Below are 14,468 nucleotides of genomic sequence, written 5' to 3' on the forward strand. Positions count from 1 at the left end.
CCATGCTGGCGTCGTTCATGATGGGTCATTGGCTCGCTCAGTGCCCCTGGTCGTTGCTCAAATCAGTATCGTAAGAAACCGGTTAGGCGATTCCTTTGCTCATAAGATTCATATGGCGATCCAAGAATCACGTCAAAGATTAATAAAAACATCTCGCTCAAACCGCTTTAATCAAGCTATATTTTTATAGTATAGTTTTTTGGCTTTTATATTATTAAAGTATTCCATACCGATCCATTCAAACTATTGCAATAATATAGATGTCAGCGAATGCATTCGCTTCGATGACGCAATATCTATGCAATATTTAAGGACTGATATGTCAAAATTGTACGAGCATAAAAATCTATCGGCTGTTGCGGCCTATTTACACCATGCGATCGATACGAGTGGCAAGAGCCAGCGTGACATTGCGCGCGAAACCGGCTTTCCAAAACCGAACATGTTATCGATGTTAAAACACGACGAAGCAAAATTGCCTCTCGATCGAGTCCCTAAACTTGCTGCGGCGGTCGGTGCCGATCCGGCTCACTTGTTCCGTCTGGCTCTCGAGCAGAGCTGGCCAGATACGCGGCAAGTCATCGACGAGATATTCGGAGGAATTGTCACCCGCCACGAGCGAGCTCTGCTCGAAGCCGTTCGGCGCGCGACGAAAGACCGAGATCCCGAGTTCTCCGAAACGCAGATTGGGAACGCCGTCGCCGTACTGACGCTTGGCCTGACAAGAGCATGATCCAAACGATACGATGTCATCTTACTTAAGGGGGCCTAATGGCTATTGTCGATGCAGGGCTTTTCATCGCGCTGCAACAGGCTGGCGCTTCGTCGGAGCGCTGTGAGGAAGCCGCTCACGAGGTCGCGCAGCTCCGCATGGATGTCGATGCCTTGAACAGGCGGATTGTTGGCAACGGCGACAACAATTTTATGGGTTGGCTCCGGCGATTAGGGCCAACTCTCGCCATAGCTCTGATCGCAGAGTCTGTGATCCTGATGGCGGCTTTTATTGTGATTAGCAAAGGCGTGCGCTGAACAGCTTCAAGCAAGTGAACTGCCGGGGTCGGATGCGTCGATCCCGGCGACCCGGTAGAGGCACGGTGTTGGATGTCCATGTGCTGGTTGGCGGTGGGGCTGAACGTCCGATCCCAGTCGGGTCTAGCATTCTATGCAGCGCGGTGATCAAGGTGCGAACCGCGCGTCACAGCCATATTGGTGAGGTCAGACCCGACGCACTTTCCAGCGTTGATACCGAAGCGACGATCACGATCTGATCGGCATGGCTTTTCAGCGATATCGCTCGCTGGACGATCAACATGGCCCTCTTCCTTTTGGATCGAGCCGCCTCCGGCGGTTGCGGCTGGGAGTTGTACATCACTAAACGGATCAGCTAGCTGAATTATGCCGAGTATCCCCCATATAGAGGTGTACCGGACTTGCTCACCACTAAAGGAATGAGCGAGAATAAGCGCTTCTGACAGGCATTTAGAGATGTACATACCGAATGGGTATCGTATGGTCATGCTCATGAAATCAGCGATCGCTTACCTCCGAGTTTCGACTCCCAATCGACAGAACGGTGCAGGACTCGATCACCAGATGACGAGGATCCAAGCCTTTGCGCGAGAGGCAGGTATCGAGATCATCGAGACGTGCAGGGATGTGGCGTCTGGCGCTGGCATCGATCCTTCACTGCGTCCGGGATCAGGGAAGGCTATGACGCGTTCGATAGAGCTAAGCTGTCCGATCATCGTCGACGGGCTGTCTCGCTTTTCCCGAGATACCGACACGCTCGAACGGCTGGTGGCGGAGGGTTGCCTCCATATTATCAGTGCGACAGCCGGCGAGGGTGCGTCTCGCGCGGTGATCATGGGGGAGGCGAAGCGTGCTCAGGCTGAGGCGGAGCGGATACGCAGGACGACGAGGGCGGGGCTACAGCGCGCACGTGCTGCGGGTCAGGTATTTGGTAACCCCACGAACCTACCCGAGGCTCAACGAAAGGGGTCCGCGGCCAATGCATCGAAAGCTGCCAAGCACGCCAAGGATCTTGCCCCCCTGATCGACGCGATCCAATTGGCGGGCAAAATCACCAAGAAGGCGATCGCGGCAGACCTGAACGCACAGGGGTCCCGCACCAGCAGCGGTCAGCGATGGACCGAAAACAACATCCGGCGCCCGCTTCTGCGGATCGCCCAGACGGCAGAAGCGGGATCAAATGGTCTCACCGCTACGGACCTGAATCCAAACTATGGAATGTTCTGATGGCAAGCGACGCTGCACATCCATGCAGGCAAGCTGAGGCTCGTGGACGAAGACCACCAACGTGCAGCACCTCGGTGACAGCAAATGGCTCGACGGCCGGGTCAGGACCGGCGTGGTAGATGGCCGGCAGGGTGCTCTATCCCAAGGAATGGCTCGATCACTGAACGACGGCTATCGGTTCGAAGCGGATCCCGATCAATGGTGGAGCTGAGGTCGAAAGAAGTCATCGTGCGCCGTCCGCCGAGGTCGGGTTTCGTCGACCGACACGCATAAGGTGGCAGCAGCGTCCGGAAGTTATCGGCGCTGATGCTGTCTTGGATCTTACCAGCGTCCAGCGCGGACACGAACAGTTTGCGGAAAGCGGGCTGCAGCTGCTGCTCCCGACGCGCCGGTCAGCCGTCGAACGCGGGATTGCCGAATCGACCTGACTTCCGGCCTCGGGCTGGCCATTACGCGCCCAAAGTGGCGGCTGGGAACACGAGTTTTGGGTTAGGGCCATCTTGGCTTACGCGACTTAACGTGGTCCGGGAATGTGAACTATAATTGACAGACGCTTAAGTTGTGAACTATAGGATACGCATGCCGTTTGAAGTGCGTCAGACCCTCGAATTCCAGGCATGGCTAGCCGATCTCCGGGACGAGCGCACACAAGCTAAAATCGCTCAGCGCCTAGTTCGGATCGAGGCCGGTCTGCTCGGCGACGCCAAGCCTGTTGGTGAAGGTGTGAGCGAACTACGGATCGACTGGGGCCCGGGATACCGGGTTTATTTTGTGAGGCGCGGCCAGGCCGTGATCGTGCTGCTCTGTGGCGGCGACAAGGATAGCCAAACCCGGGACATCAAGGTCGCAAAGGTCTTAGCCGTCGGATTGGAAGGTTGAAAATGGTTCACGCATCAAAGACTGAAACTGTACCGTTCGACGCCGCGCTCTACCTGATCACCACGGAGTCACAGGTCGAGCTCCTATCGGACGCCCTTCAAACAGGAGATCCCAGCTATATCGCGACGGCTCTCGGCACAATCGCCCGCGCCCGTGGGATGGCTGAGGTTGCCCGGGACGCGAATGTCACACGCGAAGGCCTGTACAAGTCCCTATCGTCTACCGGCGACCCCCGCTTGAGCACCCTGATGGGCGTGATGAAAGCGCTTAACCTGGAGTTCCGGGCGGTCTCGGCAGGTAACCGGGCTTAGAAAGTTCGGTGAAGCATTCTAAGCCGTCTGCTGTCGAGTTGTGGAATGCTATCGGGATCGAACTTGTTGGGCGATCGAGGAATATGCCGGGCATTTTGACGGATGCCGTCGGCGGCCGCCAGCCACGACGAGCAGCCTGACGCTTCAGTGCCTGCTTTGCCACCGCCGTGCTCGATTCCAAGAAGGCGAACCCTGTCATGGGTTGTGCTGATGCGGAAGGCGACGTCCAAACCGTTCATGGAGATCGTCATAGGGGTTGATCGGGTCCTCGGAGGCGGCAAAGCCTCCGACCGGGTCGTGTCTTCACCAGCGGCTACTTAACGAAAAATGACGTTTGAGTAGTGAAGACGTGGGATCAATTACAAATTCACTACCGATTGCTTACCTGGGGGTTTACAAACCTCCGGGTTTTTCATTTTTAGCGTTTCGTTAAGTAAAATCCCGAGCCCCCAAAACCTCAAACAATCGATGATCCTGAGATCGCAGCAAAACAGCCCTCGAAATCGAACAGGGGAGCCCCCTCGATGCGATCTAACAGGCATTGAGCTACCCCTACGCCTCAAACAAACGAAGGCTCTCAGCGAGCCTCTAAATCGATCCCCGAAACAGATAGGAACAACCTATGAGCCAAGAGAATGCGAACGAACATCAGACAAGCGCCAATGAAGATGATTGCCCTCTCAAAACGAACCCAAATGCAGAGGGAAACGAAGCAATCCTGACGGACGAGGAGACGCTACATCGAGCGATGGTCAGAGCCATGAGAGAAGGTAGATTGATACGCGACAGAAGGCATTGAAAGTCACACAACGAAATACGCCTCCGGGGAATGATCACGCATCTGACATGCGAGATAGTTAGACGAAACTGTCCGTCGTCAGAACATTTGGCGCAACGTGCGGCGTGAATGAGCGGAGTACCAGCCTCGTCGGGGGGGGTGATGTTATGCGGCGAGCTTACGGTGCTGCAAGCGTCGATATTCGATCGTCTGTCGCTTAATCCTTTCGCGCTTTTTGATGATGGCTTGGGCCCTGCCGAAGTAGGTATCGGCGGGCGTCACGTTGTTCAGGCTCTCGTGGTAGCGCTGATGGTTATAGTGCTCGACGAACGCCTCGATCTGAGCTTCGAGATCGCCAGGTAGGAAGTAGTTCTCCAACAGGATGCGGTTTTTGAGCGTCTGGTGCCAGCGCTCGATCTTGCCCTGAGTCTGGGGATGACAGGGTGCACCGCGCACATGGCTCATGCGCTGGAGCGACCGCGCAACATGATCGCAAGACGGCCTCATCGACAACGGCGGGCATCTTAACAGCCGGGGTTCAACAGCGGCATCTTGGGGACCCGTACGGCCTGGGGTGGCGATCGTGCCTTCCGAGTATATGGTACGGTAAGGAAAAGCTGGCATGATAGCACGACATGCGGTTCTCGTTATTGATGGCGCGGGGCGACCGTGGATCGACCTCCTCGTTGAGGTTCTCGGTCGGCCTCTGCTGGACTTCGTCATCCTGAACTACGCGGGCCTCGGCTTCCGCTCCGTGACGCTTGTGGCACCGCTCGGCTATCCGGGGCTTGATCGGTGGACCGCGTCGAGGATCGGCGATGCCGACGTGACTACCGTGACGTACGCAGGCGAAGGTCCGCTTGCGTTTGTGGGCCGTCTTGGCGCTCCGGTACGCGGACCTATACTTCTGGCTCGGGCCGATAAGCTGGTCGACGGGCTGGAACGATTCATCGCTCACCCGCAGCCGGCCGGGGCTCCAGGCCGGGTTCTGGCGGGCGCGGATCCGATCGTATGGCTTCTTGATGCGGAGGTATTGTGGTCCTGTCTGGCTGATGCGGGTCCGGATTGGACCGCGGCTCTCAAGAGGATTGGCCTTGTTCCATGGTTCGACCATGGGAGCGTCCTTGACCTGGGCGGCCCGGGCCTGCAAGGGCCGGCTGCGCTCGCGCGGCGGTTCCACCGTCCGGCCGTCTTCCTAGATCGGGACGGCGTGATCAACATCGACCGCGGCTACACCTTTCGCGTCGAGGATCTTGCATTCACGCCGACAGCGCTCGACGGCATCCGGGTTTTGAACCGGGCCGGCCGCAGGGTCATCGTGGTTACCAATCAGGCTGGCGTGGCGCGAGGCTATTACGGGCTTGCCGACGTCGACCGCTTTCACGACGCGATCCAGGACAAGTTGATGGCCGGTGGCGCCCACATCGACGCCTTCTATTCCAGCCCATACCACCCCGAGGGCATCGTGGAGGCCTTCCGGCAGCGTCACGAGGATCGGAAACCGGGCGCCGGAATGCTGCTCAGGGCGATGCGGGACTGGAGTATCGACGCTCACGGAAGCGTTCTGATCGGCGACAAGGACAGCGACATGGAGGCCGCAGCCCGGGCTGGAATCCCGGGAGTGCTCGTTCCGAGCGACACGTGCGACCTGCTCGCGGCCGCACAGCGCATCCTCGGAAACTTGGCATTATGATCGAGATCTCGCGGCTACACCAACCTGCCGCGAGGTCGCGACCCCGGGCCGCATGCGGCCGCATCGTCGAAAATTGGATCTCGTGCCCGGCTTTCGGGTCTTGATGGCGGTGGGTCTGATGTGGCCTGGGGGCACGCGGCCTCGAACCAGTCCTGCTCTGGCCAGGAGCCATGCCTGCCCCTGGCCTGGCCTTGGAGGAACTTCCACCGAAGTCGCCCGTGTTGCGGCCGTGGCGCAACAGGAAGCCTTGGAGATGTTGACGCGCTCGGGTCACGACCTGTCGGACGACGCTACGCAGCCGGATCAGGTCGCGCATAGCTTCGTGATCAGCGTCAGGCACCCAGACAGGCGTCAGTTCTCCGGCGCGATCAAGGCGGGCCAGCAGGGTGGCATCACGGCGGTTTGTTTTCACCCATCGCCGGGCTTCATCGGGATCAGCGACGGCGCAACCACCTCACAGCGATGACCCAGGTCCGTGAGTTGGCGATGAACACCGTAGCCGCACGGTCCCGCCTCGTCGCAAAACGCCAACGGCTTGCCCTGACGCCCGAGCCGCTCGCACAACTTCCGGATCGTACCAGGGTCGTTGTCGATCTCGCCGAGGTCCTCGATGGCGCCAGACCGCCCCCTCTCAGCGACGGCAATCGAGATCCGTTCCTTGTGAACATCCAAGCCAATAAATCGGGTATGGTCCATGTGGCCCGTCTCCTATGCGTGAGGCTCTGTGCCAGCCAGCCGGCTCAACCCTCGTACCGTCGCATATCGGGTGACCGGCCACCCTCACGCCTAGCAATCATAGGGTCTAGGCGGGTGAGGACGTCACGACCCACAAAGCTCTCGCGACCGAGATCAATCCGCTCAACAACATCATGTCGCTCGCCCGGTACGATGGCACGTTTCCGAGCCAGGACGGAGCGGACCTGGTGGTGAGCGGCGAATACACGATTCCTTGTATCAGCCCGTGGATGCCCGAGTCTCATCGAAGTGTAAACATTGCGTCCGAGCCGCCGCAAACCGCGTGTGGCGCCCGGCGAAATCGACATGCTAAGATGGCCGGCCTCGGATTAAATACACCAAATGACCCGCACCGATCTGAACGTCACGGGGGTTGGTCAGAAAGACAGTCGAGATGGCGCATGTGTCGGTAATCATCCCATCTTTCAATCATGGCCGCTACATTACCGATACGCTGAGGAGCTTGGAGCGGCAAACGCTCCGAGATTTTGAAGTCATCGTGGTAGACGATGGATCGGACGACGACAGCCGATCGGTAATCCGCGAGTTCATCGCACGAAGCGGACTCGACATCACGCTGGTCGAGCAGGCCAACGCGGGTGCACATGCCGCGATCGAGCGAGGCATCCGCGTGGGCAACGGCAGCCACATCGCGATCTTGAACTCGGACGACCTCTACGATCCGGGCCGGTTGAGCGCGATGATGCGCCGGGTGCCATCGTCCGGCCCCTATCTGGCCTTCAGCGAGGTCGACTGGATGGACGAGGCGGGTGACTCAGTGCCGAACCACGCGGCGAATGTTTGGTACAGGAGCATCCTGTCCGAGACAGCCTATGACGCCGGGTTGGGATTCACCCTGCTACGCGGAAACATCAGCATCTCGACGAGCAATTTCCTGTTCTCGCGCGCGATGCACGAACTCGTCGGCCCATTCAGGCGCTATGTCACCGTTCACGACCTTGATTTCGCGCTCAGGTGCACCGCGCGTTGCGAGCCGATCTTTGTCCGGCAGCCGCTTCTGCGATACCGTCTGCATCCCAAGAGCACGCTTGTTGCCAACCGAGATCTGGAACCCAAGGAAGTCCGGCAGATCTTTGAAGACTATGTCCAAGTCGCCGCTTCTCGTCCGCCGCAGAACCCGCAGGCTCCGGGATCGCGGGATTTGGCGCTCTTTTCATCCTATTTCGTGTATGACCGGCACCACTGGTTCGAGCCGCGCACCGGGGATGAGCCGTTTAGGCGATTGGCGAATGAACTGCGGACCGTTCCGGCATCAAGCGACGCGCAGGCGCTCAGGCAGGAGGTCGCTCGGCTTTCACTGCAACTGGAGCATGCTGCGGCGGAGGTGTCCGAGTCGAAGGTCGAACTAGCGACTCTGCGCGGCCAACTCGACCAACATGTAAGCCTGCTCGCCTCGTTTCACGAAGACGGATTGGTCCAATCACACGTCGAAGAACTCACGACCGCGCTGCAACGACTGCTGGCGCTCCGATCATCGTGATGCTTGACCACGGCGAGGTAATCCGGCAAGGGCTGCGCGAGATCCGAAACGGGGCGGCGGTGTCGCGTCAGAACGCGACGTGCGCCTGCTGGGTTGCCGATCCCTAACCGGAAACCGGCCGAGTCGGCGGCTTGTGAGAGCGGGTCGGCGAGAAACGAAGCTCGGGAGCCATTGTTTGCGTCGGCAAACAGGCAATCCCGGCCATCTGGACGATTGAGAACGCTCGATGCCTGATATGCCACTAATTACGCGTACGTCCAGGACAGATGGCAACTTCACTGTGCCGAGGCCGGAAAATCCTCTCACCTTTACTGGTGAGCGTATGACGACTACCATGGGAGGGCAGATCGAATTCGAGCATTACCATCGATATTGTCTGGCGCGGGATCTGTGTCTTGATCTCGACGTTCTCGACGTGGCTTCAGGCGAAGGCTATGGTTCTGCGTTGCTTTCGAGGGTCGCTCGCAACGTTGTTGGAGTAGAGATCGACGCAACGTCGGTGACGCACGCGAAGGCGAACTACTCTTTTTCAAACCTCAAATTTCTTTTAGGAGACGCGCTCGAACTTCCGCTCTCGGATAAGTCGGTCGACGTTGTCGTGTCGTTCGAAACGCTTGAACACGTGGCCGATCAGGAAAAGTTTCTGCTTGAAGTCCGTCGGGTCCTTCGGCCGGGCGGCTTGGTCGTCGTGAGCACGCCGGATCGCTCCGTCTACTCCGCGCCGGGTAGCGATCCTAACCCGTATCATGTTCTCGAGCTGACGGGTTCGGAGTTCCATGCGTTGCTCGATGCGCATTTCGCCCAGGTCGCGGTTCTGGCGCAGCGACCTGTTCTCGGGTCCGTCATGGTGTCGCCCGACAAGGCGGGGTGGCGCAGTTACGAGCGCCGTGGAGTCCAGACCATTGAGGCGACCCAGGGATTGGCACGCGCGCATTACCTTGTCGCACTCGCGACCGACGGATCCTTGCCGGTGGTTCCATCGTCAATCTACCTTGATCGACGGAGCGTGCACGACGTGGTGGAACACGCGCTGCGTTTGCCGGGAGCAGAGGCTAGCGTAGTACAGTTGGAAGCCCACGTCGCGGAGGCACGAGCGGAAACCGAAAGGGTCTCGAGATTATTGGAACAGCGTCAACGGGATGTGCTCGAAGCGGAGCGCGCCTGGGCCGAGGCGGAACGGAGCCGCGCCGAGGCGCTGACCACCTATCAAGCCCACCTGTTTGAGGTGGAGCGCACGCGAGGGGCCGCCGAAGCCCGCCACGTGGAGGCGACGCACCAGCACGCAATCGCCCGTGTCGCAGCCGAAACACGCGTTGCCGATCTGAAGCGCGAACTGACCGCCGCGCAAAACCGGTTGTCGTTGGTTGAGAACGACAGAGCGGTGGCCGAACTCCGGCACACCGAAGCTTTGAGCCAGGGCGAAGCCGCCTTGAGTGCGGCCACGACGCAGACTTCCGATCTGGAGCGCGAACTGGCCGCCGCGCAAAACCGGTTGTCGTTGGTTGAGAACGACAGAGCGGTGGCCGAACTCCGGCACACCGAAGCTTTGAGCCAGGGCGAAGCCGCCTTGGGTGCGGCCACGACGCAGACTTCCGATCTGGAGCGCGAACTGGCCGCCGCGCGGGAGACACTCCATGAAAGCGATGCTGAAATAGACAAGCTGGCACGAGCGTTGCAGGAAAGTTCCGGCGAGGCGCTGCAACTGCGAAAAGCGCTGGCTGATATTGATTCCGATTCCGGGCGCAGCAGGGACGAGGCTCAGACCCGCATCACAGAGTTGGAACAAGCACGGCAGGCCGAGCGGCACGGGATTGTGTTGAAGGCCGATGCTGCGCTGTCGGACGCCCGCCGGACTGCATCTGAACTGGCCAGCCGATACAACGTTTCGCGCAGCGAGGTGATACGTTTGAAGCTGGATCTCGAACAAGCTCGCCAGCACTTGCTGACCGCTGAAAGGAACAGGACCGAGGAGCAAAAAGAGCGCGCCACGCTCCAACAGACTCGGGGCGCCGAGAAGCCGCGCGCCGGATGGCTTTTCCGTTCGATACTCAATTCAAGGCGCACGTCGCAGGGGCGCTCCCAGCAGGCCGTCGTGGAGTCGTCATTTCGCGACGCCGCTCCCGTCCCATTCAGGCCCGCTTTGTTCCACGACGACGCGGAGCGTCGGACGTTTGTTTTCGACGTCTATCGGGTATTTCTACGCCGCGATCCGGAGCAACATGGTCTCGATCATCATGTAGATAATCTGCGGGCCGGCGTTCCGTTGATCGAAGTCATCGAAACGTTCATCAACTCGGACGAATACCTGGAGGTGCGTCAGAGCGACCGCGCAGGTGAGAATGGCGCGGCCCTCGCCAAAAACGCGCCAGAACTCAATACGTTCAGAGATGACGCCGAGCGACAAGGGTTTGTGGCTCACCTTTATCGCGTGTTTCTTGGTCGCGATCCGGATCCGCATGGGTTGGAGCATTACACTGCGAGGCTGAGGGCAGAGTTGCCGCTCGCCGAGATCGTCGCATCCTTCCCCGATTCGGACGAATATCGCGAACTGCTGAATCGGATCCCATCGGTTAAACAGGGTGGCTTCCACCACGAGGATCCGGCCGTATCGGACGGAGCCGTTTGGAACGCTCCGTTCGAAATAAGCGAGCTGGCGCCGAGCCCCGCATCCGGCAAGCCGAAGACCAACCTGCGGGACGCGTTCGTCGCATGGTACGGCAGTTCGACGACCCATATTCCGCCTGTGGAATCGCCTGTCGTCTCAATCATCATTCCGGCCTATCGTGGCTTGCCGGATCTTGAGAACTGCTTGCGATCTCTGGCTGCGCATTACGACACAGAACCATCCTTCGAAGTGATCGTGGTAGACGATTGCCCGTGGGAGCCGGTCCTCTGGGCGCTCCCCAACAGTGGCGGCCTGATCAAGGTTTCCAACACCGAAAACCTAGGATTCCTGCTGTCCTGCAATCGAGGGGCGTCGTTGGCGCGCGGGCAATATCTATGTTTCCTGAACAGCGACACGATCGTATACGGCGGGTGGTTGAAGAGGCTCGTCGAAGTGTTCGACGACATCCCCAAATGCCGGGATCTCGGGTGGCATGCTGCTCAATCAGGACGGCACCATTCAGCAGGCCGGATGGCGTATCCTCGCCAATGGCTGGGGTTACCCTATCGGGAGTGGCCAGAGCCGCGAGGACGGGGCTTATACGTATCGACGGCCGGTCGATTGCGTGACGGGGGCCTGCTTTGTCATCCCGCGGAGACTCTTTGAAGATCTTGGCGGCTTCGATCCGCATTACGCACCGGCGTTCTATGAGGAATTCGACCTCGCCTTCCGGGCTCAGGAGAAAGGCTTCAAGGTCATCTATGAACCTGGCAGCCGCGTGGTCCATCTCGGCAGCATGTCCTACGGGGCCGAGCGTCGCGATCAGCTTTCCAGCATCAACCAAAGCAAGTTCGTCGAACGCTTTGCCGAGAGGCTCCGCAAGCATCCCTGGGACGGAGGGGACGAGTTCATGCTGCGTCATGCCTTCGACGAGGGGCCCGCGCTCCTCGTCGTCGAGCATTTCCTCCCTCAGCCGAATCGGCACGCGGGCGACGTGACGATGACCAGTTACCTGTCGATGTTCGCCACCGCTGGATGGCGTGTCGTGTTCGGCGCCCTAGACGGGCGGGCCGATGGGCCGGCCGCCGAAGCCCTGGAACGGCAGGGTATTGAGCTCATCCGTGCTCCACGAACCATTGAGGGTTGGATCGAGATGCATGGATCGCATCTGAGCCAAGTCTGGCTGCCACGACCTGAAATCGCCGAACGGTCATCGGCGCGATCCGCACGCACAGCAAAGCCCATATTGCGTACTACACGCACGACCTGCATTTCCTTCGGATGGAGCGTTTTGCGAGCCTTCAGGGGGACACTTCGCTGCTACCCGAGGCCGAGCATATGAAGGTGGTCGAGACGAAGGTGTTCCGTGGAGTGGATCACGTCACTTCACCGAGTGCCGACGAGGCGCGGATCATCGAGGATCTGGCGCCCGGAACGCCGGTCACGGTATTGCCGCCCTACTTCTTCGAGGAAGCTGAGATCCGCGAGCGAAACGCGGCACATTTTGCCGAATTGTCCGACGTCTTGTTCGTAGGGGGCTTTCCGCACATCCCGAACGTGGACGCGGCCTTGTTCATCGCACAAGAGATCATGCGCGGGTTTGGCAGGAGCGACCGGACGTACGCCTCGTACTGGTCGGTTACGCCCCGCCGCCCGAAGTGCAGGCACTCGCCAGCGATAGGATCCTAGTGACTGGGCAGGTTCCCCACGTGGAGCCATTCCTGGACGGAGCGCGCCTCGTCCTCGCGGCCCTGCGGTATGGCGCGGGGGTCAAGGGTAAGACGGTTGACGCCATGCGATTCGGCGTGCCGGTGGTTTGCACGCCGGTCGGCGCCGAGGGCATCGGCATTAAGCCCGGACGGGACGCGATCGTGGCAGAGGATGCGCCCACGCTCGCCAAGGGGGTGCTTGAACTGCTGAATGACCCGGAGCGTTGCGCCGCACTTTCGGTTGCGGGCGCTTCGTTGGTCCGCAAGCGATTTTCGCGTGCCTCGGCTCGCAAAACTGTCGGGCGGGTCTTTGCAACGCTGCGGTGCGGCATCTGCGGTTCGGGCAATCTGATCGAGCCTCCACCAGACGGCAACTACCCGAATCTTTCGTGTGCCGAAACTGTTTTCGCCTTGGGCCGCGCGGAAGCGTTGGGGGCGCGTTATCAAAGCATTTGGCGCGAAATGGTGAAGGGTCGCTGGCCGAGTTGGCCCGGCGGAAACCCCAGATCGGCCGTGCATGAGTTCGGTTTCGTTGGCGGGGTGTCGGACACACTCCGGGGACAGCCGTGGTACTCGATGTCGGAATATTTCCCTGGCGTCCCGGTTGGCACTTCAGGGCCGGCGGCGTGAGGTGCGAGGACCTTACACAACTCACCTACCCGGACGAGAGCTTCGACTTGGTGATCAGCCAGGACGTGATGGAGCACGTGCCGGATCCGACCCGCGGCTTTGCAGAAACGGCCCGATTCTGCGTTCCGGCGGATCACACATTTTCACGATCCCGCAGAACGTGCACCTGCTCAAGAGCGTGACGCGCGCCAGGCTGGACTCGGGGAAGGTCGAGCATATCTTTCCCCCCGAGTACCACGGCGACCCCGTGCGAGCCGAAGGCGCGCTGGTCTTTACGGGAATACGGCAATGACCTCAGCGATATGTTGACAAGTGTCGGTCTGAAACTGATCGAACATGACGTAGTCGTTCTTGGGGGAACGGAGGCACAATGGATCCGCGTCTTCGAAGCGCGGAAACAGAAAAGTGTGGAGGGCGCGGCCAGTAAGCCGAAGGCGGCCACTGCGGCTTCGGAGACACGCGTGCCCGCGACCATCTCGTCGCAAGGGCTGAACGGCGACAACCCGCCGAGAACGATCTCGGTTGGGCAGGGCGGCCCGGTGCTGCGATCGTTCGAGCCGATCAGCGACGCGGCTTCCCCCCCACTTGACAGGGCGGCCGCACTTCACCTCGCGGACCTGCCAGGACCGCAACGGCGCGTTCGAAACACTGATCGAGCGCTGCTATTTGGCGGAACTCCAAGCTGGCGCGACGGCAATCGATGGCGGCGCCAATTTCGGCATGCATACGGGGCCGATGGCGGCGCGCGTGGGAGCAGCGGGACGCATTCACGCGTTCGAGCCACTTCCGTTCGCGGCTGCCGAGCTTCGCCGGATGTTTGGCGAGCAGCCCCAGGTGACCATCCACGAGATGGCGCTCGCCGAGCGGGATGGGACCGCGACGTTCAACTACATCGTGAGCGACCCAGCGCTATCCAGCCTGCTGAAGCGCGACCTCTCTTCGACGTATCCGATCTCGAAAGCCAGAGATCCTGTCAAGCAAACCATGCTGGACCACCTTGCCGACGAGCCGGTCGCTTTGTCAAACTCGATCTTGAGGGCTACGATTATTTCGCTCTCCTGGGTGCCCGAAATTTGTTGGCGCGTCAGCGTCCTGTGGTGCCTTCGAGTTCGGACGTCGCGACGCGGCGACCCCAGCCGGTTATGGGCCAGACGATTTCTTTGGCTGATCGACAGCATCGATTCAAGATCTTGGATCTGTTTGGCCGGCCCTTCGGTCGACCGGAATTTGATCTGCCGTGGAACGCGCGCGAGATGCCGCACTACGTTGTGGCGGTTCCCGCTAACCGCACCGACGTAGCACCGGCGTTGCTAAACGAATCGTGGTCTTTGATCAAGGCGGACACGACCGGCTAAGCGGTTAGTCTGGGCC

The 14,468-nt window shown here is 59.9% G+C and carries 15 protein-coding genes and 2 pseudogenes; 14 read left to right on the top strand and 3 right to left on the bottom strand.

Translation table 11 applies throughout. The features are described 5' to 3' along the window. Positions 1 to 319: 319 nt before the first annotated feature. From EY713_RS22520 to EY713_RS22540, 5 genes are all read left to right on the top strand, one after another. Complete coding sequence (locus EY713_RS22520; protein ID WP_131120384.1) at positions 320 to 733, top strand: helix-turn-helix transcriptional regulator; 414 nt, start codon at positions 320 to 322, stop codon at positions 731 to 733. 38 nt (positions 734 to 771) lie between these two features. Further along, positions 772 to 1,029: a hypothetical protein gene (locus EY713_RS22525; protein WP_131120386.1), complete on the top strand. Its 258-nt coding sequence runs from the start codon at positions 772 to 774 to the stop codon at positions 1,027 to 1,029. 492 nt (positions 1,030 to 1,521) lie between these two features. Beyond that, positions 1,522 to 2,256 carry a recombinase family protein gene (locus tag EY713_RS22530; RefSeq protein ID WP_165491262.1) on the top strand — a complete coding sequence of 245 codons (735 nt, stop codon included), beginning with the start codon at positions 1,522 to 1,524 and terminating at the stop codon, positions 2,254 to 2,256. A 579-nt stretch (positions 2,257 to 2,835) separates the two neighbouring features. Further along, positions 2,836 to 3,135: a type II toxin-antitoxin system RelE/ParE family toxin gene (locus EY713_RS22535; protein WP_131120390.1), complete on the top strand. Its 300-nt coding sequence runs from the start codon at positions 2,836 to 2,838 to the stop codon at positions 3,133 to 3,135. Between the two features lie 2 nt (positions 3,136 to 3,137). Further along, positions 3,138 to 3,446: an addiction module antidote protein gene (locus tag EY713_RS22540; RefSeq protein WP_131120392.1), complete on the top strand. Its 309-nt coding sequence runs from the start codon at positions 3,138 to 3,140 to the stop codon at positions 3,444 to 3,446. On the opposite strand, the gene EY713_RS22545 is transcribed toward EY713_RS22540, so the two are convergent. Next, positions 3,443 to 3,697, bottom strand: a complete 255-nt coding sequence (locus EY713_RS22545; RefSeq protein WP_131120393.1) for a hypothetical protein — start codon at positions 3,695 to 3,697, stop codon at positions 3,443 to 3,445. The two genes, EY713_RS22540 and EY713_RS22545, sit on opposite strands and share 4 nt — an antisense overlap. A 692-nt stretch (positions 3,698 to 4,389) precedes the next feature. Continuing rightward, positions 4,390 to 4,695, bottom strand: a pseudogene (locus EY713_RS22550) (integrase core domain-containing protein); the annotation flags it as partial. 151 nt (positions 4,696 to 4,846) lie between these two features. Between EY713_RS22550 and EY713_RS22555 the strand changes: the two are divergent. Next, on the top strand, positions 4,847 to 5,917 hold the full coding sequence (locus tag EY713_RS22555) for a D-glycero-alpha-D-manno-heptose-1,7-bisphosphate 7-phosphatase (protein ID WP_131120395.1): 1,071 nt from the start codon (positions 4,847 to 4,849) through the stop codon (positions 5,915 to 5,917). A gap of 408 nt (positions 5,918 to 6,325) precedes the next feature. On the opposite strand, the gene EY713_RS22560 is transcribed toward EY713_RS22555, so the two are convergent. Further along, entirely contained in the window at positions 6,326 to 6,613 is a 288-nt protein-coding gene (locus EY713_RS22560) for a hypothetical protein (protein ID WP_131120397.1), read from the bottom strand. A 433-nt stretch (positions 6,614 to 7,046) separates the two neighbouring features. Here EY713_RS22560 and EY713_RS22565 point away from each other — a divergent pair, with 433 nt between their 5' ends. The 8 genes and pseudogenes from EY713_RS22565 (at position 7,047) to EY713_RS23310 (ending at position 14,452) form a co-directional block, all read left to right on the top strand. After that, positions 7,047 to 8,153: a glycosyltransferase family 2 protein gene (locus EY713_RS22565; protein ID WP_131120399.1), complete on the top strand. Its 1,107-nt coding sequence runs from the start codon at positions 7,047 to 7,049 to the stop codon at positions 8,151 to 8,153. Positions 8,154 to 8,379: 226 nt separating this feature from the next. After that, the gene (locus EY713_RS22570; protein WP_131120401.1) at positions 8,380 to 11,424 is read left to right on the top strand and encodes a methyltransferase domain-containing protein; all 3,045 of its coding nucleotides are present in this window, start codon (positions 8,380 to 8,382) and stop codon (positions 11,422 to 11,424) included. Next, positions 11,384 to 12,100, top strand: coding sequence for a glycosyltransferase family 2 protein (locus EY713_RS23415; protein WP_165491263.1), 717 nt, complete (start codon positions 11,384 to 11,386; stop codon positions 12,098 to 12,100). The genes EY713_RS22570 and EY713_RS23415 overlap by 41 nt, the downstream gene beginning before the upstream one ends. Next, on the top strand, positions 12,097 to 12,447 hold the full coding sequence (locus EY713_RS23300) for a hypothetical protein (protein WP_245573067.1): 351 nt from the start codon (positions 12,097 to 12,099) through the stop codon (positions 12,445 to 12,447). Before EY713_RS23415 ends, EY713_RS23300 begins: the two co-directional genes overlap by 4 nt. Beyond that, complete coding sequence (locus tag EY713_RS22580; RefSeq protein WP_245573070.1) at positions 12,390 to 13,097, top strand: glycosyltransferase family 4 protein; 708 nt, start codon at positions 12,390 to 12,392, stop codon at positions 13,095 to 13,097. Before EY713_RS23300 ends, EY713_RS22580 begins: the two co-directional genes overlap by 58 nt. Before the next feature lie 50 nt (positions 13,098 to 13,147). Beyond that, entirely contained in the window at positions 13,148 to 13,279 is a 132-nt protein-coding gene (locus EY713_RS23305; RefSeq protein ID WP_245573071.1) for a hypothetical protein, read from the top strand. 484 nt (positions 13,280 to 13,763) lie between these two features. Continuing rightward, positions 13,764 to 14,099, top strand: a pseudogene (locus EY713_RS23655) (FkbM family methyltransferase); the annotation flags it as partial. A 140-nt stretch (positions 14,100 to 14,239) separates the two neighbouring features. After that, on the top strand, positions 14,240 to 14,452 hold the full coding sequence (locus EY713_RS23310) for a hypothetical protein (RefSeq protein WP_245573068.1): 213 nt from the start codon (positions 14,240 to 14,242) through the stop codon (positions 14,450 to 14,452). The last annotated feature ends 16 nt before the right edge of the window (positions 14,453 to 14,468 follow it).

This window comes from Lichenihabitans psoromatis (genome assembly GCF_004323635.1).
GTDB lineage: Bacteria > Pseudomonadota > Alphaproteobacteria > Rhizobiales > Beijerinckiaceae > Lichenihabitans > Lichenihabitans psoromatis.